Source organism: Mangrovibacterium lignilyticum, from assembly GCF_010882175.1.
GTDB lineage: Bacteria > Bacteroidota > Bacteroidia > Bacteroidales > Prolixibacteraceae > Mangrovibacterium > Mangrovibacterium lignilyticum.
This window is the reverse complement of record NZ_WKLH01000003.1, coordinates 618,531-639,570: the sequence shown is the minus strand read 5'-3', so window position 1 is coordinate 639,570 and position 21,040 is coordinate 618,531. Positions and strand designations below refer to the sequence as shown.

The following is a 21,040-nucleotide window of genomic DNA, read 5'->3' as shown; positions in this document are numbered from 1 at the left end:
TTTGCAGCTATGATCAACCTTGGGATTCTTTCTGGAGACGATACAGGCGGCAAAACGATGAAAATACTTCAAAGAATGAAGGACTTGAAGATCATCGGGCAATCGGTCGGGCACAATAAGCTCACCGAAAAAATGCTGCATTTCCAGATCGAAGCCTTGATAAATGAGTCAGAGGCGCTGTACCTGGATCATTTTTATCAACAGTTTGATCTGATCAAACAAGCCCTGAGACGTCGCAATCACATTTTCACCAACTCTCTCCCCGACTTCTCCGTTCCAGAACTGAAGCAACTCATCAGCCTGGCTCATGAAGCTGGTTCTGTCTACCAGATTTTTGTCCCGCTGGTTTTTCAAACAGAAAATTTGAAGCAAATCAAACAGATCTCCGGTCCTTTTTTGGCTAATATTCGTTTGCCGAACAATTCGGAAATTGATTTGGAAAATCAGTTCCTGAACTTCCTGCTTTTTTTGGTTTTAATTGATGACAGTGAATTCAAAAAGGCAGATCTGATGACCATTCCCGGACACGAAGGATACAATTTGCTTGAGGTTCGACTGGTATTTACTTCGGGATCTGTTGCCCGCATTTTGTTTTCAAATCAAATCGGTCCGAAAGATTCGGAAATTGAAATCTTCAGACAAAAAAAGCCCATTCTCCGGTTTCAAGCCGAGGACCTTTCTGCGTCAAAAGCATTTGAATCAGAGCAAAACGCTGCTGAGCATTTCCAGAAAGCCGTCCACCACAACGAGTGCATTTCGATTAACTTGAATCACATGCATCAAGCCCGATATATTTTGAATGATATCAAATCGAAACTAAATTACTCCGGCAACTTTTTCCCCGAAAAACGATATGCTGTATAATTAATTCCTAAAAAGCTCGTTTTTCTTCTCAAAGCCTATCTTTGCAAAGCGCTTAAAATTAGACCTTGGAATGAATAAAAAACAAACAGTAATTATATACTTGTTTTTTGATGTTTTGGCCACTTGCTTAAGTTGGTTTCTCTTCTATGTATACCGAAAATTATACATCGAACCAAGCCATACCGCAGATATACTTCACATCGAATATACTCCTCGTTTGTATTTGGCCCTGCTCACGCTCCCCCTTTTCTGGATAGGAATTTATTACGTTACCGGGTACTATAGCAATATCTGCCGAAAATCGCGGCTGATTGAATTCGGCCAAACATTTTTCACGACACTTATCGGCGTCGTTATTCTGTTTTTCAGTCTCTTGTTAGATGACTACATCAGCACCCACAACAACTACTACAGCCTTTTTTTCACCCTGTTTTGTCTTCATTTTGGCCTAACCTACTTTTTCAGGGTTATTCACACAACGAAAATAAATCGCCTGATACACAGCCGGAAAGTCGGTTTCAACACACTGCTAATTGGAGGCAATGCGAATGCCGTTCAACTTTTTCATGAAATGCAAACTCAAATTAAACCTTCCGGAAATAAACTCATCGGTTTTATTCAAACAAATCAGGACGCACAAAATCCATTGAACGCTTTCATCCCCTGCCTGGGAACTGCTGAAGACATTCCGCAAATAATCGAACAGCGGCAGGTTGAAGAAGTTATTGTCACTATCGATACATCGGAACACAAGCTATTAAGCCAGATCCTGATCCGGCTTCAGAGATTCAATGTTTTGGTCTGGGGAATTCCCGATCTGTACGACATCCTTTCCGGAAATCAAAAAGCCAACAACCTATACAGCCGTCCGCTTTTCAAAATTTCTAACGGCATCATGCCCGTCTGGGCTGTTAATGTCAAACGCATAATGGATGTTGTCTTGTCGATACTGGCACTGCTTATTTTCCTTCCTGCAAGTCTGCTTATCGTCGTACTCATCAAAATGGAATCGCGCGGTCCGATCATTTATACACAAACCCGAATTGGACGATACGGCAAGCCTTTCAATATTTATAAGTTCCGAAGCATGGTCACGGATGCCGAGACAAAAGGACCGGAACTTTCAAGCGACACCGACCCCCGCATCACCCGGATTGGCCTATTTCTGCGCAAAACCCATCTCGACGAAATTCCTCAATTTATCAATGTAATCATTGGTAATATGTCGTTGGTTGGCCCGAGACCCGAGCGACAATTCTATATTGACAAACTAATCCAAAAGGCTCCGCAATACAACTTGCTACACAAAATCAGGCCCGGAATGACGAGCTGGGGACAAGTAAAATACGGATATGCATCGAATGTTGATGAAATGCTCGAACGCCTGCCCTACGACTTGGTCTACATGAAAAATGCCTCCCTCTACCTCGACATCAAAATCATGATTTACAGCATCCTTGAAGTCATAAACGGGAATGGGAAGTAAACCCTCAACCATTCAATTCGAACGTCTTTATCGGTCTGTAAACAGGACCGTCGGGCCTTACCACACTTTCATAGAAAACCAGTTCAGTTGCTTCGACCAACTGCTCGGGGCTTTCACTAAATTGTTTCAATACCTGCAGAAAACGCTCCTTGTCGTCGAGGTGTTTAATGCGCGCAACTGTCAGGTGCGGGTGGAACGCGTGCTCAGCTTTCGCGAATCCCTTATCAACAAGAACCTCATGAAGCTTTTCGGCTAACTTCTCCAACTCATCGGCTTCGGCAACATCAACAAATAAAACCTTCGGCTGAAGCCTTTTTTTGAAGAAGCTGATCGCCTTCAGCTTAAAATTAATGGGCGGCTCTGCTTCCGCAAAATCCTGAAAAAGCTCAATTAAGACCGCTACATCGTCCGCTTCCGTGTTACCGAAAAAGTGCAGGGTCAGGTGAAAGTTTTCCGGAATCACCCACCGGATCTTTTCTCCGTCCAAAGACCGCTTCAACTTCCCAATCAATTCCTGAAAAGCTGGCTGAAGCTCAATTTTTATCGCAACAAAAGTCCTTTTCATCAGATTACACCGGCTTCAATAAAAAAAATAATCTCCTCAATCATCCGATCCTCTTCAACCGGATCATATTCATCTTTCAGATTATTCCCAAATAAACGAGCCATTCCCTGCCAGAAAAAGGCAGAAACACCGCCTTTCAAATCCTTGATCAGCTCGTAAGAGGTATGTTGAGTTTCCCGATCAATCAGCTTGATCAGAATTCGCCCTTCAGAGATGGAAAGTTTTTTCAGCTCCGGCCCATATTGATCGAAAAGCTTTTGCTCAACTTCCTTTAAATACTTCTTTCTCAATTTCGGATTATTGGCTGCCTCGTATTTTACTTCATACTCATCGAGAAGCTGAGCCGCAAGTTTGGCGTACGGGTAAACTTTCTTCACCTTGGCTGCCAGCCGCCAATATTTTCGCTGGAGTCGTTTCGATTTATACTTTCCACCCGGATATACCGGAATCGGATTTAAGGACACATGAGGTATGGTATCGCCATCGTATTTTATTCCCTCCAAATAATGAACAGAATCCTGCTCCTGTGCGCTAACTCGATCAACGCCACCCAAAGCAACTACCAGAACCAGTATTACAATTAGCTTTCTCATGACTCAACAACGAAGATAATGTGTTATTAATCGAAAATGAAAATCAGGATAAAGATTCTGCATTGAAGCGAGTTATTATCTTTGTTGAAAATAGTTGAAAGGGGTATTTATGACCGACAAAATGAAAGTGAATGTTACTTCCGAGTTTGGGGAACTTGAAGGAGTGATTGTTCATACACCAGGCCTTGAGGTGGAAGAAATGACACCGGAAACAGCCAAACGAGCACTTTACAGTGATATTTTAAACCTCTCGGTTGCCAGCGAAGAGTACAGCCAGTTGAAAGGTGTTTTATCGCAAGTAAGCAAATGCTACGAAGTGACGGATTTGCTGGCCGAGATTTTGAAAACAGACCAGGTCAGACAAGACCTCTTGCAAGAAATCTGTTTTCAGGAGAACGCCTATGAGATTCTACCGGATTTACTGGACTTAAAATCACCGGAACTGGCACGGCAACTGATACAAGGAGTGCCGATTAAACGCAATAACCTGACCCGCTATTTAAGTCAGGAACGGTTCAGCCTGTGGCCGCTGCACAATTTCCTGTTTACCCGCGACGCCTCCATGTCATTTTGCGACGAAGTGGTGATCGGGAAAATGGCCAATACCGTTCGGGACCGCGAAGCGCTGATCATGGAAGCGATCTTCAAAAACCACCCGGGAATTGAAGCCACGACGCTCAATTCGCAAAAGCCCGGGAACATTCCGGTCTCTAAAAACATTTCCATTGAAGGCGGCGATTTCCAGGTTGCCCGGAAGGATGTTCTGGTCATTGGGACAGGAATCAGAACGTCTACACAGGGAATCGATTTCATTCTGGAAAGTATCAAAGCGAAGAAAGAACCGATCCGTCATGTCTTGATTCAGGAACTTCCCGATATGCCCGAATCATTTATTCACCTCGATATGGTTTTCACCTTCCTGGACCGCGATGCCTGCATGGTTTACGAGCCCCTGATTTTGGGGACAACGCGCTACCATACCATCCATATTCAGATCGAAAATGGTGAAGTGACTAAAATAGAGGAAGAAAAAAACCTGGTGAAAGCCTTGAAGAAACTGGGAATTGACATGGAACCAATTTACTGCGGAGGGCGAAACGACAACTGGACGCAGGAACGGGAACAATGGCATAGCGGTGCTAATTTCTTCGCGATTGCCCCGGGACAGATCATCGGTTACGAGCGCAATGTAAACACGGTCGAGGAACTGAACAAGCACGGCTTCGAGGTCATCAAGGCCAAAAACATTATCGACGGAACATCTCAAATTCCAACCAACAAAAAATGTGTGATCACCATTGCCGGTTCTGAACTGGCGCGCGGAGGCGGCGGTGCACGGTGTATGACTATGCCGTTCCGCCGTAAAAATGTGCAGTGGTAAACGACTTTAATATGCGAAAACTTCGAACAAACGAACTAAACCGGTTAAATCCGGAAGAATACCAGGAGACCGGCAAAATGCCAATCGTTGTCGTTTTAGACAATGTCAGAAGCTGCAACAACATCGGCTCTTTTTTCCGAACCGCTGATGCCTTGCTGATTAACGCAATTTACCTGTGCGGCATTACCGCAACACCTCCGAATAAGGAAATCCACAAGACTGCTTTGGATGCCGAAAAGACCGTCGACTGGAAATACCTGGAAAAAACAGCGGATGCGGTTAACGAGCTGAAAGAACAAGGATATACCGTTTATGCCATTGAGCAAATCGATAAAAGCATTATGCTGCCGGATTTCACCCCCAAACCGGGCGAAAAAATCGCGTTGGTCTTTGGCAACGAAGTGAAAGGCGTTCAGCAAAAGGTGGTCGATTTGTGTGACGGTGCGATCGAGATCCCCCAGTTTGGCACCAAGCATTCTTTCAATGTTTCGGTCAGCGCGGGCATTGTCCTTTGGGACTTATTTAAAAAGATGAAGTGGACAGCATCCAGCCCCGGGTAGTTGCCAATGCCCCCGGCAAGCGCCTTCCCGCTCATTAAAAACCCGCCGGGACTGCCGGTTCCCGGTCTCGTTTTGGAGGCCGACCAGCCGGCTTTTCCCGACACTTAAAAGACTGGAGTTCCAAGAGCTTCTACAGCCTTGACGAAGGCTTATCCAGTCGTCACAAGTCCTTATACAGAATCCGCAAGACCGAGTCCAGCCGTAACAAGTGCTTATCCAGAAGCTCCGAGACCTTAAACAGCCGTCGCAATTCCCTATCCAGCCGTCACAAGTCGTCATACAGCCGTCGCAAGTGCTTATCCAGCCGTCGCAAGTCGTTATACAGCCGTCACAAGTCGTTATACAGCCGTCAACACACCTCGAACAGGCTCCAAGAGGGCTCCAACAGCTTTTCCGCGAAGAAAAGTTTCGGCGAACGTTCTGTCCATGGGTTAGCCTACGCAGCCACAAAAAATAAAGGCTGTCCGAAATTACATCGGACAGCCCTTATCAACTTATGCGTTTATTCCCCTGGGGAACTATTTTACAATTTCCTGGAAACGAGCTTCGTCAAAATACTTCGCGAATTCCAAATCAGTAGCGATTTTAGATTTCAGGTCAGCATTCATTGAAACTGCTTTTTCAAGGCTTTCGTACATCAGGTTTTCTTTCGCTGTACGAGCGCCAACAATTGCTTTGAAATATTCGGTCATGTAGCAACCTTCCCATGGGCAGTTCTCCAATGCTTTCAGAGCGCCGCTGTTGTCGCCAACCATGATTTTTGCCAAACCTTCGTTTGGTGTATTTGTACCGTCTAACAGTTTAACTGCTTTTTCGTATTCGGCTTTTTTGATGGCAACAATAGCCAAGTTGTTGTTCACTTCAGAACCGGCACCTGATGCAGCACCAAACAACTCTTCAGCTTTAGCAACATCACCGGCAACCAACGCGCAAGCACCTAAGTTGTTTTTGATGATTGGTTCGCTTGTACTTAAGCTTTCAGCTTTCTCGAACAATGGTTTTGCTTCTTCAAATTTACCTTGTTGAGCCAGTACCATACCTTTGTTGTTATATCCTCTCCAGTCGTTCGGATAAACTTCAGTCATGGCGCCATAAATGTACAATTGCTTTTCTTTATCGTCTGTTAAAGTTGCAGCGTACAACAATTCAGCAGGATTCAGAGCCGATGGATTACCATTGGCCAGGTCCATAATTTCTTCGTCTGTTTTACCGATCAGCTCAACGCTGGCCGTAATTTTTGCACGACGCAATTGGGGCAGAATTTCATCAGCAACGCTTGTGAAAGCCTGTGACAAGTTTTTGATTTCGCGTTCGCGTACTTCTGGATCTGAATACATTGACAGCACACGCAAGATCAATTCTTTGTCCTGGATGTTTGATTTCTCCATCAATTCTTTGAAACCGTCCCAGTCTTCCGGAGTAAACTTAGATTTCAATTCAGCTTCAATTTTTTCTTTCTTCAGCTGCTTCTCTACGTAATTACTTGAAGTTCCTTCACGTTTTTCAGACAGTTTAGTGTTGAAATCCAATGCACCATCAGGTGAAGCGTAAGCTGAAACTTCAACACCTTTCAATTCTTTACGTTCTGCGTCGAAAGCGTCTTTAGTGTATTCTTTTAATTTCTCGATATCCTCGCTTTTCAACTCACTGTTTCTCAAAACAGCACTGTTAATCAGGTAGCGAATATCTGCCGTGTATGAATCAGGAACGATTCGTTGAAACGGATCAATGTTTGGATCGTAAACACCGGTCAGGTTCTTTTCACGTTGAACGCCAATGATTGCGAACGGGAAGTTCACCACCAAAGTTGGAGCCGCCAAAACACCATCGGCAACTTTAATTGGTTCAAAGTCTACACTTTTGCTACCTTTTGAAGCAGTCATCCGGATAACCAGCTCCGATTTCCGCATATCATCGGTAAAAGGTACAGCGTCTTTATAACTGAAGTTTCCTCCGTCAGTGTAGCTAACTACCTTGTTATTTGCACTTACTTTTTCTCCTTGTACAGTTACTGGTTCAAAGGCAGTTTCACCACCTTCATAAGTCAACACAGGAGTCGCAACCACAGTCGCTTTCTTGTTGAAATATTTAGCAGGGAAAACACCATTGATGGCAACATCAACGTCGCCGGCGTGAGTTTCCAAAACCTCAGGAGTTACTTTGAAGCTGATATCATCAGCATTCTTTTTCATTTTTTGAAGACTTGCACAGCTCGATAAAACCACCGATGCTATAGCAATAGAAGCTAGAGATTTAAAGTTAAAATGTTTCATTGTAGCATTATTAAAATGATTAGTCTTTCCAACCGTTACGAATATACAAAAATTGAGTTGTTTTTAGACCGTTAAAGCGTTCATTCACTTAATATGAACCGGTTTATTCCGGGACGGTGATCATTATCAAATATAATACCAAGAATCTTTCTGTAATCCTTATCATGCCTGACAAAGTCCGCCTGATTGGTATCTATCAACACGATAGGAAAATCAGGTTGTTGTTTAAAGAAACTGAAGTATCCTTTCTCAATTTGAGAAAGATATTTCATACTGATTCCCTGTTCATAATCCCGCCCTCTTTTACGGATATTCTTCAAAAGGTTTTCAGGAAGAACATGCAGATAAACAAACAAGTCCGGTTTCGGAATCCGATCGTAAATAATATTGAAGAAACGATGGTACAATTTATACTCATCCTTGCTCAAGGTATTCTGTGCAAAAATCAAGCTTTTGACAAAGTAATAATCGGAAATCACAAATGAACTGAAAAGCTCAAACTCCCGGATATGCTTATTCAGCTGATTGTACCGGTCGGCCAAAAACGACATCTCAAGCGGAAAGGCATACTTATCCTGCTCCTGGTAGAATTTGGGCAGAAAGGGGTTGTCCTCAAACCCTTCGAGCAACATCCTGGCTCCAAATTCTTTCGCAATCATCTTAGTCAGGCTCGTCTTGCCTGCGCCGATATTCCCCTCAACAACCAAATAATTGATATCCATAGCACAAAAAAATCCCGGAATTCGTTGGTTCCCGGGATCTAAAATACATTTATAAAACGTTTTACCGAAGATTTCAGCTACATTTTCAATCCGAGATGATAAAATGTAAAAGCCCAAACATCGGTATACTCTTCAATGACTTTAGCGGTGGGCTTTCCAGCGCCATGACCAGCTTTCGTATCAATGCGAATCAGTGTTGGCAATTCGCCCGCATTGTATTCCTGCAACCGAGCCGCATATTTAAACGAGTGCGCCGGCACCACGCGATCATCGTGATCGGCTGTCGTTACCAATACAGCGGGATACCGACCACCTTTTTTCAGATTGTGGTATGGTGAATAAGCATACAGATAGTCAAACATTTCCTTGCTGTCGTCGCTACGCCCGTAATCACCGGCCCAAGCCCAACCAATTGTGAAATCCTGGTAACGCAGCATATCCAACACCCCTACTGCAGGCAAAGCCACCTTAAACAAATCAGGACGTTGATTCACAACTGCACCAACCAGCAATCCCCCGTTTGAACCGCCTTGCAGAGCCAGTTTATCCGCCTTGGTGTATTTCGAGCTTATCAGGAACTCAGCAGCAGCAATGCAATCGTCGAACACATTTTGCTTTTGCAGTTTGGTTCCCGCTTTGTGCCAATCTTCGCCGTACTCTCCGCCACCGCGAAGGTTCGCAATCGCCAGGACGCCTCCATTCTCCAAAAACACCATTCGTGTAGAAGAATAAGAAGGAGTCAGACTTATATTGAAACCACCGTAGCCATAAAGCAAAGCCGGGTTATCTCCTTTAAGTTGAATATCTTTTTTGTGCACAATGAACATGGGCACTTTAGTTCCGTCTTTTGAAGTGTAAAACTCCTGCTTCACAACAAAGTCATCCGGGTTAAAATCCACTTTCGGACGAAAATACAATTCCAGCGACTTCGTGGCAAAATTATACTTATAGATCTCTCCCGGCGTGTTGAACGAAGTATAACTGAAGAAGGACTCGTCTTCCTCTTTTTTACCGGTAAATCCACCAACCGATCCCAGTCCCGGAAGCGTCAGTTCATAGTCAAATTTTCCGTCGACATCGTAAACGCTTACAATATTGTGGGCATCTTTCATATATTGCGCTACGATTTTTCCACCATTGAAGGAAACAGATTCCAATACATCTTCCTGCTCCGGCAATATCTCCACCCATTCATCTTCCACGGGGTTTTTAAAATCGATTTTAACCAGTCGGTACCTGGGCGCTTTATAATTTGTTTTTACAAAAAGGCCATCTCCTATATTTTCAACTACGTCAAAATCGTACTCGTAGCTTTCCATTAACGGAACAAAACCGGCCGTTTTACCCGACAGATCCTTTATCGACACCGCATTACCACTTGTTCCTTCACTTGACGACAAAACAAGAAAGCGTTTATCTTCGGTGACTCCGGCACCATACATTCTCTTGGGATGTTCAGTCGATTCCTGGATTAACACATCTTTCGATTGAGTAGTCCCTATTTTGTGGTAAAAAACTTTTTGATATTCATTGGATTTAGACAACTCGCTTCCGGCTTCCGGGGCATCATAGGCGCTGTAGAAAATCCCCCCATCGTACCAGGACAGGCCGGAGAATTTCACCCAAACCAGATGATCATCCAACATGTCACCGCTTTCAATATTCTTTACAAAAATCTCGTTCCAGTCAGATCCGCTGCGGGCGATCGAGTACACGAGATACTTTGCATCGTCTGAAATCGTCACGCTTGACAAAGCAACAGTACCATCGTCCGACAAGGTATTGGGATCCAGCAGAACAGAAGCATCACTTGCCAACGAATCAGTCATGTACAGCACACTTTGATTTTGCAGACCGTCATTTTTAAAATAGAAATATTTTCCGCCTTTTTTAAACGGTGCGCCAAAGCGTTCGTAGTTCATCAGGCTGGTTAAGTGTTGGCTTATCTTATCCCGATTAGGCAGCTCTTTCAAGTAAGCAAAAGTCACTTCATTTTCGTCCCGAACCCACTGTTCGGTTTCAGCTGAATTATCATCCTCCAGCCAACGGTACGGATCTTCAACTACCGTCTCGAAATACTCGTCAGTGATATCACCTTTGGAGGTTTTCGGATATTTTAATTGCTGCGAAAATGAAATCATAGGAATCATTAAAAATAAATAGACTAGTTTTCTCATCTGTAAAATTAATTGATCAGTAAATATTGTTGTCTGGTTCTAATCAGTACAACCCGATCGCTTTTCATTACAGATTTTTCTTATCCTCACGAACTTTGCGGTCTCTTTTTCCGCCAATAACCTGACCGGTGACGACACCAATCGCAAACGCCGGTGAATAAAAGACCACCTTCTCCGGTCCCGGGAATATTAAGGTTAAAAGAAAAGCGACAAGCATGCAGCCCACTGTCCAGATAACCGATTGCATGTATGTATGGTAATAAGGAGGGAAAAATCCATGCTCTTTCCGCATGTGGTCGTTCATGCGAGATTGGAGCTTGTCCAATTTACGGCGCTCTTTGCCCGGATGGTTAACTGCCGTTGCGACCTCATCCTTCATTTGTTCCATTTCATTGCGGAATGAATAGCACTCGCGACATTTTCCCGCATTTTCGTCTACTCGTTCACCGTTACGCAAATATTCCTCAATCCGGAAAAAGCGCAAATCTCTTTCATTTGAGCCTTTCAGTTGGCTAACAACTTCCTTCTCAAATCCAGGATACCAATTTTCCATATTTCAACGCTGTTCGTTTATTTCAAGGTCAAAAATAGTGCAAAAAAAATGCCCGCAAAAGCAGGCATCTTTTCTATCTGTGATTTTCTCGAATTAATCTCTTTCTCTTTGAGGACGACGTTCTCCTCGGTTGTTATCCCGACGATCACCACCACGATTGTTGTCACGACGATCACCTCCGCGATTATCACGACGATCACCGCCACGGTCACCTTCGCGACGAGGAGGACGTTCAACAAAACCCTCCGGTTTAGGAAGAAGAACTTTACGGGAAAGTTTGAGTTTGTTGTCCCGATCGATGTCTAACAACTTCACTTCTACTTCTTCGCCTACCTTCAACACGTCTTCAACATTTTGTACCCGTTCCCAGGCAATTTCCGACACGTGAAGCAATCCTTCTTTTCCTGGCATGATCTCAACGAATGCACCAAAAGTGGTGATCGATTTGATCTTACCTTTATAGATTTCTCCTTTTTCAGGAAGAGCGATAATCCGTTTTACACGCTCTTTGGCAGCATCCAAAGCGTCTTTGTTCAATCCGGAAATTTCCACATAACCAAAGTCATCACGTTCTTCGATCACAATGACTGTTTGTGTTTCTTCCTGTAATTTCTGAATGTTTTTACCACCAGGGCCAATGATTGGTCCGATCATATCTTTCGGAATCTGGATGGTTTCAACACGAGGTACATTTGGTTTGTACTCAGCACGAGGTTCTGGTATCACTTCCAATATTTTACCTAAGATGTGTTCACGACCTGCTTTCGCCTGCATCAACGCTTTTGTCAATACTTCGTAAGAAAGACCGTCAACTTTGATGTCCATTTGTGTTGCTGTGATACCTTTCTCGGTACCGGTTACTTTAAAGTCCATATCACCCAGGTGATCTTCATCACCCAAAATATCGGAAAGAACCGCGAATTTATCTGAATTCTTATCAGAGATCAGTCCCATGGCAATACCAGAAACCGGACGTCTCATTTGCATACCGGCATCCATCATACACATGGTTCCGGCACAAACAGTTGCCATTGACGATGAACCGTTTGATTCCAAAATATCAGAAACCACGCGTACAACGTAAGGGAAGTCCTCAGGAATCATACGCTTCAATGCGCGGAATGCCAAGTTACCGTGACCAATTTCACGACGACCTAAACCACGAGGAGTTTTTGCATCGCCCACACAGAATGGAGGGAAATTGTAATGCAACAGGAATTTTTCAGTTCCCTGGAATGTTACATTGTCAATTTTCTTGATATCCATTTTTGTTCCCAAAGTGATTGAAGAAAGCGACTGCGTTTCACCACGTGTGAAGATTGCAGATCCGTGTGCACCCGGCAAGTAGTTAACTTCGCCCCAGATCGGACGAATCTCGTCGGTTTTACGTCCATCCAAACGAATACCTTCGTCCAGAATCATACGGCGCATTGCTTCACCTTCAACTTTATGGTAGTAACGTCTGATCAGTTTTTCGTCCTGACCCAGATCGACTTCTTCGTTTCCTTCGTTAGCGGTTTTATAGGCTTCAACATAATCGTCAACAATTTTCGCGAATGATTCGATCCGCAATTGTTTATCTTTGATTTGTTGTTTAGCAATATCATAACAAGCAGGAAGTAAATCGGCTTCCACTTTTGCTTTCAGCTCCGCATTGTTTACTTCGTGACAATATTCACGCTTAACAACGCCAACTTCAGCAGCTAATTCCTCTTGTATTTTACAATGAATTTTAATGGCATCGTGTGCCACTTTAATGGCCTGAAGCATATCTTCTTCGGATACTTCATCCATTTCTCCTTCAACCATCATGATGTTCTCGAAAGAGGCACCAACCATAATGTCAATATCAGCTTCAGCTAATTGTGCAGTGCTTGGATTGACGATATACTCGCCATTCACACGACCAACACGCACTTCCGAAATCGGTGTTTCAAATGGTACATCTGATACTGCTATAGCAGCAGAAGCAGCCAATCCGGCCAATGAGTCGGCCATCACATTTTCATCGTATGAAATCAGACTGATCATCACAGCTGTTTCAGCATGATAATCGGCCGGGAATAAAGGGCGGAGGGCGCGGTCGACCAAACGGGCAACCAAAATTTCTTCATCAGAAGGACGAGCTTCACGTTTTAAAAACCCACCGGGGAAGCGACCTGCTGCAGAAAATTTCTCGCGGTAATCAACTGATACCGGCATAAAATCAACATCTTCTTTGGCATCTTTTGCAGACACAACAGTTGCCAACAACATGGTATTACCCATGCGGACAACAACTGCACCATCGGCTTGCTTTGCTAAACGACCGGTTTCAATGGTAATGTTACGACCGTCGCCGATGTCAATTGTCTTAATAATTGCTTGATTCATAAAAATTTTGAACTAAAATTTAACAATACAAATTGTCTCTGTGGTGGTGGGGATATCAAAAATAATAAAAGGCAATAGAAATATTGCCTTTTATTATGAATAATTTTATCGACGTAAGCCAAGCTCTTTAATGATGCTACGATATCTTTCGATATCTTTTTTGGCTAAATAGTCTAACAAGCTACGGCGTTTACCAACCAGACTAACCAATGCACGCTGTGTGCTATAGTCTTTTCTGTTCTTTTTCAAGTGCTCAGTCAGGTGGGAAATACGGAATGAGAATAAAGCGATCTGACCTTCAGTAGAACCGGTATCAGTTGTGCCTTTTCCAAACTTTTCAAAAAACTCTGTTTTCTTTTCAGAATTCAAATACATAATTTTTGTCTTTAATTGTGATACAATGTTTAACCCGCAGCATCGCCTTCAATAACAACGGCTTAAAATTAACTTGCTAAAAAGCTGCGCAAAAGTAATTAAAATATTTGGAAAACAACAGATTGGGCTTTACAATTCACGATGAAACTTTCACAAAAAAAGGATCCCGATCATTCGATCGGGATCCTACGATTTTGCATACTACTACACTACTATAATTTGATGCATAAATCAGATATAGTTATCATTCCCTAATAACCTGGATTTTGATCATACAACCCCTCTTTCACTTCCAATTGATCCTGATGAATCGCATAAAGAATATCATTCGCAACGATGGTTCCGATTTTATTTGCAGTATCATCAACACCAGCCCAGGCATTCATCAAAGTCAACACTTTTCCGGTACGAACCAAATCGTGCCAGCGTTTTCCCTCTGCAATAAACTCCCGTCTTCTTTCGGCCAGCAACATATCCAGATCAACATTAGATACACTACCTACACCAGCTCTGGTACGAACCTGGTTGATAATATTATCAACAGTTGTCTGATCCTGTCCTAACTGAATTAAAGCTTCTGCTTTCATCATCAAAACGTCCGTATAGCGAAGAACCGGGAAATTGATCCCCCAGTTGAATCGATCCGCAGGGATGTGGTCCATACTTAAAAACTTCATGTACTGCGGACTATTGATGGTATTACCGTTTTCATCAACATAGCTCATCAGAACTGAGAAATCATCACGAACATCTCCGTCTTCAAATGAACTAAGAAAATCATCGGATGGGTCAATTGCGCCGCTTCCGTCTACCGGCACACCACCTGCAAACGGCAGGTTATTTCTCGCCCAGCTTTCCTGGTACATCAAGGTCGGCAGAATGGTACCAATACCACGATCACCGGTTGCGCCATCATTAATCGCCTGAACGTCGAACACGATGTCGGGATTGTTCTCATTATTGTAGCTAAAAATAGATGCATAATCGCTCACCCAACTATAATTACCACTTCCAATAACCTCATTCAGTAACGTCAATGCATCGGAGTATTTATTCGCATTCATCCCAGGTCCATCAATTCCATAATCAGGACCAGACATCGTTAGGTAAACTTTTGCAAGAATTCCTTTTGCTGCATTCGAAGTAGCCTTACCAGGAGAATTGTAAGAAGCCGGAAGTAGCGACGCTGCCTCGGTCAAATCACTCACGATCAAACTATAAACATCGGCTACAGCACCACGTGGAATCTCCAACGCGTCAGTCGGTGAAACAACTTTATCGTAAATTGGCACGCGTCCAAAATACCGCACCAGGTCAAAATAAAACAACGCCCGAACAAACTTGGCTTCTCCCATCATCCGGTTGCGCGTTGCAGCATCAGGAACAACGTCTTCAGAAATCTGATCAATGACCAGGTTCGCACGATAGATCGCTAAATACGAAACATCCCAAGCTTGTTTCATCAATGGGTTTGTGGCCAAAGTATGTTCGAAATTATTCAGCGGATTCCATTCGCGAACACCTGTTCCGGGTGAATAAACATTGTCTGAACGAACTTCGGACAAATAGAACTGGATAGTAGAATAATCCTGCAGGGTATTGTACATTCCGTTTACAGCCTGCTCGAACTGTGTTGTATTCTGATAAAAGCTAGCCGCACTCGGCTCAGAGATCGGAGCAAGATCCAGATCGTCTTCACAAGCAGAGAAGGCAATCAATATGAATAAGAGATAAAATATATTTTTCATGGTTAATTTCATTTAGCTAGTTTAAAATTTAAGATTTAACCCGAATACCATTGATTTTGACAATGGGAATGCACCGTAGTCATCACCGCTGTTGTTAACAGCTTCGGGGTTAAACCCACCATTGTATTTATCAGCACCGAAGAAGTTTTCGGCAGTAACATAGACTCTCGCTCCGGTTATCAGGTCTGAATGAATCAATCGACCTAAATCATAACCGAGTGTAATGTTCCGGATTCTCCAGTAGTCATTTTTATACAACCAGTCGGTGTTCTTAATCCGACCAAAAGTTGAAGGCGATTTGTGCTCTTTACCGGCAACATCGGCTTCAGTCAGGGTTTGTCCTTCAACCCAACGAACACGATCGCGGGCTTTACCCAGGGTATTTTCAGAACTTCCCTGACCAGTACGATACATCGCACGGCCGAAAGTAGAATAAAGCACACCACCTGTTTGGCCTTGTATTAAAATGGATAGATCGAAGCCTTTAAAAGAAAACTCATTGGTAATACCCCATACGTAATCAGGGTTCGGGTGACCGGAATAAGTTCTGTCGTCCGCATCGATTGTTCCATCGCCATTTTGATCGACATATTTAGGGTCTCCTGCCTCTTCGTTACCATACATTGCAACACCGTTTGCCACATCTTCAGATGTCAACAAACCATCTTGCTGAACGACATACAACGTATACATCGGTCTTCCGACCTCCAAAATATTGTGAGTAATATCGAAAGCTCCACCTAAAATCGGCGTATTGTTCGGGCCCAATTTCTTAACCTCATTGGAGTTGTGACTTAAGTTAATCATGGTTTTCCATTTGAACTGGTTCACCATATTTTGAGTAGACAATTCCAATTCCCATCCTTTATTTAGTACTTCACCAATATTTGTTAACGCGTTACCGAAACCACTTGCAGTCGGAACAGGAATATTCAACAGCAAGTCAGTATTGCGTTTTGTATAGTAGTCAAAAGAAGTATAAATCCGACCTCCAAGAATACCTGCATCAAAACCAATATCAACTGTCTCTGAAGTTTCCCAGCTCAAATCAGGGTTCGCGAAATTCGATGGAACCAAGCCATTAACCAAACTTCCGTTATTACTGTAGTTCGCATAAGCCAAACGAGCTATTTGGTCGTAATCGCCAACACCGTTATTACCGGCCAAACCCCAGCTTGCTCTCAATTTCAAATCACTGAACAATTCGGTATCTGCCATGAACGGTTCATTAATAATTTTCCAACCAGCAGAAAGTGAAGGGAAGATACCCCACTTCGTATTGTCTCCGAATTTAGAAGAACCATCGCGACGAATACTGGCCTGAAACAGATACTTGCTCATGTAATTATACTGCACACGTCCGAAATAAGAGATCAATGTATTTTCAGTTTCCTCAGAAGTTCCACTTGTCGTTGTGGCTGCGTTTAAGGTCGGAATATCGTCGGACGCAAAACCGGTACCATTGATACTATATGTTTCCAAATGGAAAGTACTGTAAGAATAACCACCTAAAACATCGATATTGTGGTTGCCAATTGAGGTATTATAATTCAGTGTATTTTCATTTACGAAGTTAACCCGGTTATATCCGGACTTACTCCCGCTGGCCGTACGGTTACGCGTTATAAATGCAGGCGTAAATCTGGATGCTTCATTGTTGTGAACATCAAAGTTGATATTCGTCCTGAACTTCAACCCCTTGATGAGTTGATACTCAACAAACGCTGTACTGATCGTCCTGAAAGTCTTGCTATTACGCTGAACATTCATTGCTTCAGCAATCGGACTCACCCTTGAAGTACCCCAGGCGTAGCGCGCGTTATCTCCAACATTTGTACCGAGTGGGCCGGTTGAAGATTCAACAACCGGGTTCATTCCAACAACAATGTGCGTAATGGCATCTTTACCCTCAACATTCGGATCTTGCTGTTCGCTGAAAGAAGGTGATAAATTCAATCCAAATTTCAAGTTCTTATTCGGGCTAACTTCAACATTGGCACGAGCACTGTAGCGACGGTAATTCACGCCAATTGCAACGCCTTCCTGGTCCAGATAGTCTCCTGAAACGTAATACTTCACAATATCATTTCCTCCGTTGGCTGACAACTGGTAGCTTTGCACCAAACCTTTCCGGAAGAATAAGTCTTGCCAGTCTACATAATCCAACCCGGGGTGACCATCCTGCATCCAGCGCTCATCCCACATATATTTCGTATTGTATTCACCGGCGCCAAGCCCCAGTAGCGACCTGCGTTCAGCATTTGTTTGCGAAGAGGTCGCACCTAAATCAGAAGCATGGTCTTTCACCCAGAAATAATTCATGTGTTCAACCTGACGTTCAACCCACTCATCAGAAGAAAGTACGTCCAACTTTTTGGCTGTTTCATTCCAACCAACATACGTATTGAATGAAATCTGAGGTTTCCCGGTCTTACCTTTCTTAGTCGTGATGATCACAACACCGTTTGAACCACGGGATCCATAGATAGATGCCGCTGCAGCATCTTTCAAAACCTGAATGGTTTCAATATCATTCGGATTCAGGTTAGTCAATGGGTTACCACTGGAGAAACCACCACTTGTTGATTGCGGAGACACTTCCATAGGGAATCCATCAACAACATAAAGAGGCTCGTTATTGGCGGAAATTGAACCGGTACCGCGAACCTGTATACTAAAGCCTTGGCCCGGCAAACCACTGGTTTGTTTAACACGTACACCCGCCATCTGACCAATTAAAGCCTGATCGACTTTATTAACAGGACGTTCGTTCAATTTCTCAGCATCCATAGTTGCAATCGAACTAATGATATCGCTCTTTTTTTGGCTACCGTAACCGACGACTACGACCTCGTCGATACCTAATGTCTCTTCTTCCAAGACAACATTGATTGTAGATTGGCTGCCCACAGCAATCTCCTGCACCTGCATTCCAACAAAACTGAAGACCAGGGTCGCTCCGGCTGAAACTTCAATCGAATAATTTCCATCAAAGTCCGTAATTGTTCCATTGGTCGTTCCTTTTTCAACCACAGTAACACCCGGTAGAGGAGCTCCATCGGTGTCTTTCACAAGACCCTTTACAGCAGTTACCTGTTGAAGCTGAATTTCGTTTCCTGATGGTGTTAAAACGATCAGGTTATTTTCCATCACTTTATAGGTAATCGACGAATTGGCAAATATTTGATCCAAAACTTCTTCCACATTCGCATTGTCTGCATCTACCGACACAACTCTGTTCAAGTCGGTAAACTCGTCGTTGTAAAGAAAATGGAACTGACTTTGTTCTTCAATTTCTATCAGTACATCCTTGACTGTTTTTTCTGAAAGACGAAGTTTAAACTTCGTTGCTTGCGAATAAGTAGTGGCACTAACATGAAAAACACAGAGGAAAATGATTAGCGTCGTTAGTTTCATGATTAAGAACAGTTTTTTAATCCCGGACGCAAAGAGCCAACCGGAATAATCCAGATTTTTTTTCATAATTTAGCATTGTTAATGAGTTAAACAACTTGCTTGAGGGGAACCGCCAAGAACACCTCAACTGGTTTGGTTAAGAATTTTAACTGATGGGAGAGCAATCTCCCATTTTTTTTTAGATTATTTCATAGATCAATTACTTTTTAATTAGAGGTTCATACTCCCGTTTCAACTTCTCATTAATAGTCAGGACAACCTCGTCATCCTGAATTTTATAGCTTAAAGGTATTGTTAGTTGAAGGGCGCTGAGTAACTGCCCCAAGGTTTGTTGTTCAATCGATCCTGTGATTTTATAGGTCGTTAGTCTCTCATCTTCAATTGAAATTCGAACATCATAGCGTCGTTCCAATTTCTTAGCGAAATCAAGCATATTCTCACGTTCAAAAATCCACCTTTTCCCTATCCACGAGGTATAGATATCTGTATTCACGTTAGTGGCAATTTGATACTTCATTTTTCCCGTTAACGCATTTGGGCGATCAATGGTTATCATCTGCCTGGGCATTAGCATCTGTTTATCACCCCCTTGACTCAACTCAATCGTCCCTTCTACCAGGGTCGCCTCCAGTTTATCCTCATCAGCATACGCCTTCACATTGAATGCTGTTCCAACGGCTTTTACCTTAACTTGCCCTGCCTGAACAATAAATGGCAGCTTCTTATTCTTCGCAACTTGAAAATAAGCTTCGCCCGACAGTGTAACATTCCGGTTATTTGAATTAAAACTGTTCGAATAACTCAGCTTACTCCCCGCATTTAACCAAACACGTGTCCCATCGCCCAGATCCATTTTAATTTTGGCACCATAAGGAGCTTCAAGCACATAAGGTGACGGAGAACCGATCGCATGATTGTTCCGGAGATTGATCGCCATGGCTCCCATCAAGAACGCGAGAACGAAAACCGCTGCTATTTTGAGCCATTCTGGTAAACGACTGAAAGTGACACGAATCGTTTTTGACTGCGCCGGATTTAATTTATTATGTAGTTTGTTGTATTGCTGCTCAACATTGATTTCGGGAATATTGCGAATGATTCCGGCAGCAAACCAGGCATCTCTAAGCTCTTCAAATGATCTGAAATTTTCGGGGTCAGCCTGTAGCCATTCCAACACCCGGAGGCCTTCCTCGTAAGAGGCTTCACCCTGAAGATATTTTAAGATCAACTCTTCCATGAAAACTTAGTTAGGTGGTTTTGTAGGATATGACAACTAACGAGCCGATCGGGGTGACAAAAATCTTACGTTCTGAAAAATAAAACAACGAAATAATGCTTAAGATCCTTTCGGACCCGAGCTAAAGCCCTCTGCAATTGAGTCTTAACCGTATTGACAGAAATTTTCAATTTTTCAGCAATCTCCTGATTTTTTCTGCCCTCTAAACGGCTCATGCGGAAAATCTGCTGACATTGATCGGGAAGTTTTTCGATCGACTTCTCCAAACTCGCCTCAAATTCTCTTTCTATTAAGGTCGACAAGGGGTAGCTATTGTTTGCGATTTCGAGATCGGCGATAGCGAGTTGATTTTTAAAATAACTGTAGTATTTGTCTTCTACCTTTTTATGCTTGATTTGGTTCAAACAATGATTGTAAGCTGTCTTAAACAAATAAGCTCCGGGTGAGCTTTGAAGTTCAATCTGGCTGCGCTTCTCCCAAATTGAGGTGTAGAGCTCCTCTACGATTTCTTCTGCGGCAAGACCATCTTTCAGAATTTCTAGTGAATAGCTGTACAAACGATGATAATACTTCTTGAAAAAATATTCAAAAGCACCTTCATCACCACGGCACATCTTACGAAAGATTTCTTTTTCGTTTGCTCCCATGTAGTTCGTTTAGCGGTCTTAGTTAATGGGCGATTACCGGTCGTAGCTGGTTTAACCAACGCACAAGCC

At 43.1% G+C, this 21,040-nt stretch carries 16 protein-coding genes; 4 read left to right on the top strand and 12 right to left on the bottom strand.

Translation table 11 applies throughout. The features are described 5' to 3' along the window. Positions 1–57: 57 nt before the first annotated feature. Positions 58–864, top strand: a complete 807-nt coding sequence (locus tag GJV22_RS16945; protein WP_163716581.1) for a hypothetical protein — start codon at positions 58–60, stop codon at positions 862–864. 70 nt (positions 865–934) lie between these two features. Further along, positions 935–2,350 (top strand): sugar transferase, encoded by a 1,416-nt coding sequence (locus GJV22_RS16940; RefSeq protein WP_163716578.1) that lies wholly within the window; start codon positions 935–937, stop codon positions 2,348–2,350. Positions 2,351–2,354: 4 nt separating this feature from the next. Here GJV22_RS16940 and thpR read toward each other — a convergent pair whose 3' ends face one another. Together thpR and GJV22_RS16930 are read right to left on the bottom strand one after the other, a co-directional pair. Further along, positions 2,355–2,915 carry an RNA 2',3'-cyclic phosphodiesterase gene (gene thpR / locus GJV22_RS16935; RefSeq protein WP_163716575.1) on the bottom strand — a complete coding sequence of 187 codons (561 nt, stop codon included), beginning with the start codon at positions 2,913–2,915 and terminating at the stop codon, positions 2,355–2,357. Continuing rightward, positions 2,915–3,508, bottom strand: coding sequence for a DUF4294 domain-containing protein (locus GJV22_RS16930; RefSeq protein ID WP_163716572.1), 594 nt, complete (start codon positions 3,506–3,508; stop codon positions 2,915–2,917). The genes thpR and GJV22_RS16930 overlap by 1 nt, the downstream gene beginning before the upstream one ends. 109 nt (positions 3,509–3,617) lie before the next feature. Here GJV22_RS16930 and GJV22_RS16925 point away from each other — a divergent pair, with 109 nt between their 5' ends. Both GJV22_RS16925 and GJV22_RS16920 read left to right on the top strand, forming a co-directional pair. Then, positions 3,618–4,889, top strand: a complete 1,272-nt coding sequence (locus tag GJV22_RS16925) for an arginine deiminase (protein WP_163716569.1) — start codon at positions 3,618–3,620, stop codon at positions 4,887–4,889. Between the two features lie 11 nt (positions 4,890–4,900). Beyond that, entirely contained in the window at positions 4,901–5,449 is a 549-nt protein-coding gene (locus GJV22_RS16920; protein WP_163716566.1) for an RNA methyltransferase, read from the top strand. A 518-nt stretch (positions 5,450–5,967) separates the two neighbouring features. Here GJV22_RS16920 and GJV22_RS16915 read toward each other — a convergent pair. From GJV22_RS16915 to GJV22_RS16870, 10 genes are all read right to left on the bottom strand, one after another. Further along, positions 5,968–7,641: a tetratricopeptide repeat protein gene (locus GJV22_RS16915; RefSeq protein WP_205461923.1), complete on the bottom strand. Its 1,674-nt coding sequence runs from the start codon at positions 7,639–7,641 to the stop codon at positions 5,968–5,970. 161 nt (positions 7,642–7,802) lie between these two features. Beyond that, positions 7,803–8,444, bottom strand: a complete 642-nt coding sequence (locus GJV22_RS16910; protein ID WP_163716561.1) for a deoxynucleoside kinase — start codon at positions 8,442–8,444, stop codon at positions 7,803–7,805. A gap of 77 nt (positions 8,445–8,521) precedes the next feature. After that, positions 8,522–10,621: a prolyl oligopeptidase family serine peptidase gene (locus GJV22_RS16905; protein WP_163716558.1), complete on the bottom strand. Its 2,100-nt coding sequence runs from the start codon at positions 10,619–10,621 to the stop codon at positions 8,522–8,524. Positions 10,622–10,688: 67 nt separating this feature from the next. Further along, positions 10,689–11,174: a hypothetical protein gene (locus GJV22_RS16900; RefSeq protein WP_163716555.1), complete on the bottom strand. Its 486-nt coding sequence runs from the start codon at positions 11,172–11,174 to the stop codon at positions 10,689–10,691. Positions 11,175–11,267: 93 nt separating this feature from the next. After that, entirely contained in the window at positions 11,268–13,547 is a 2,280-nt protein-coding gene (pnp, locus tag GJV22_RS16895; RefSeq protein WP_163716552.1) for a polyribonucleotide nucleotidyltransferase, read from the bottom strand. A 105-nt stretch (positions 13,548–13,652) separates the two neighbouring features. Next, complete coding sequence (gene rpsO, locus GJV22_RS16890; protein ID WP_163716549.1) at positions 13,653–13,922, bottom strand: 30S ribosomal protein S15; 270 nt, start codon at positions 13,920–13,922, stop codon at positions 13,653–13,655. A gap of 251 nt (positions 13,923–14,173) precedes the next feature. Further along, the gene (locus tag GJV22_RS16885) at positions 14,174–15,670 is read right to left on the bottom strand and encodes a RagB/SusD family nutrient uptake outer membrane protein (RefSeq protein ID WP_163716546.1); all 1,497 of its coding nucleotides are present in this window, start codon (positions 15,668–15,670) and stop codon (positions 14,174–14,176) included. 21 nt (positions 15,671–15,691) lie between these two features. Next, positions 15,692–19,153 (bottom strand): TonB-dependent receptor, encoded by a 3,462-nt coding sequence (locus GJV22_RS16880; RefSeq protein WP_205461922.1) that lies wholly within the window; start codon positions 19,151–19,153, stop codon positions 15,692–15,694. 133 nt (positions 19,154–19,286) lie between these two features. After that, positions 19,287–20,324, bottom strand: coding sequence for a FecR domain-containing protein (locus GJV22_RS16875; RefSeq protein WP_163716544.1), 1,038 nt, complete (start codon positions 20,322–20,324; stop codon positions 19,287–19,289). 65 nt (positions 20,325–20,389) lie between these two features. Beyond that, the gene (locus tag GJV22_RS16870; protein ID WP_163716541.1) at positions 20,390–20,971 is read right to left on the bottom strand and encodes an RNA polymerase sigma-70 factor; all 582 of its coding nucleotides are present in this window, start codon (positions 20,969–20,971) and stop codon (positions 20,390–20,392) included. Positions 20,972–21,040: the final 69 nt, after the last annotated feature.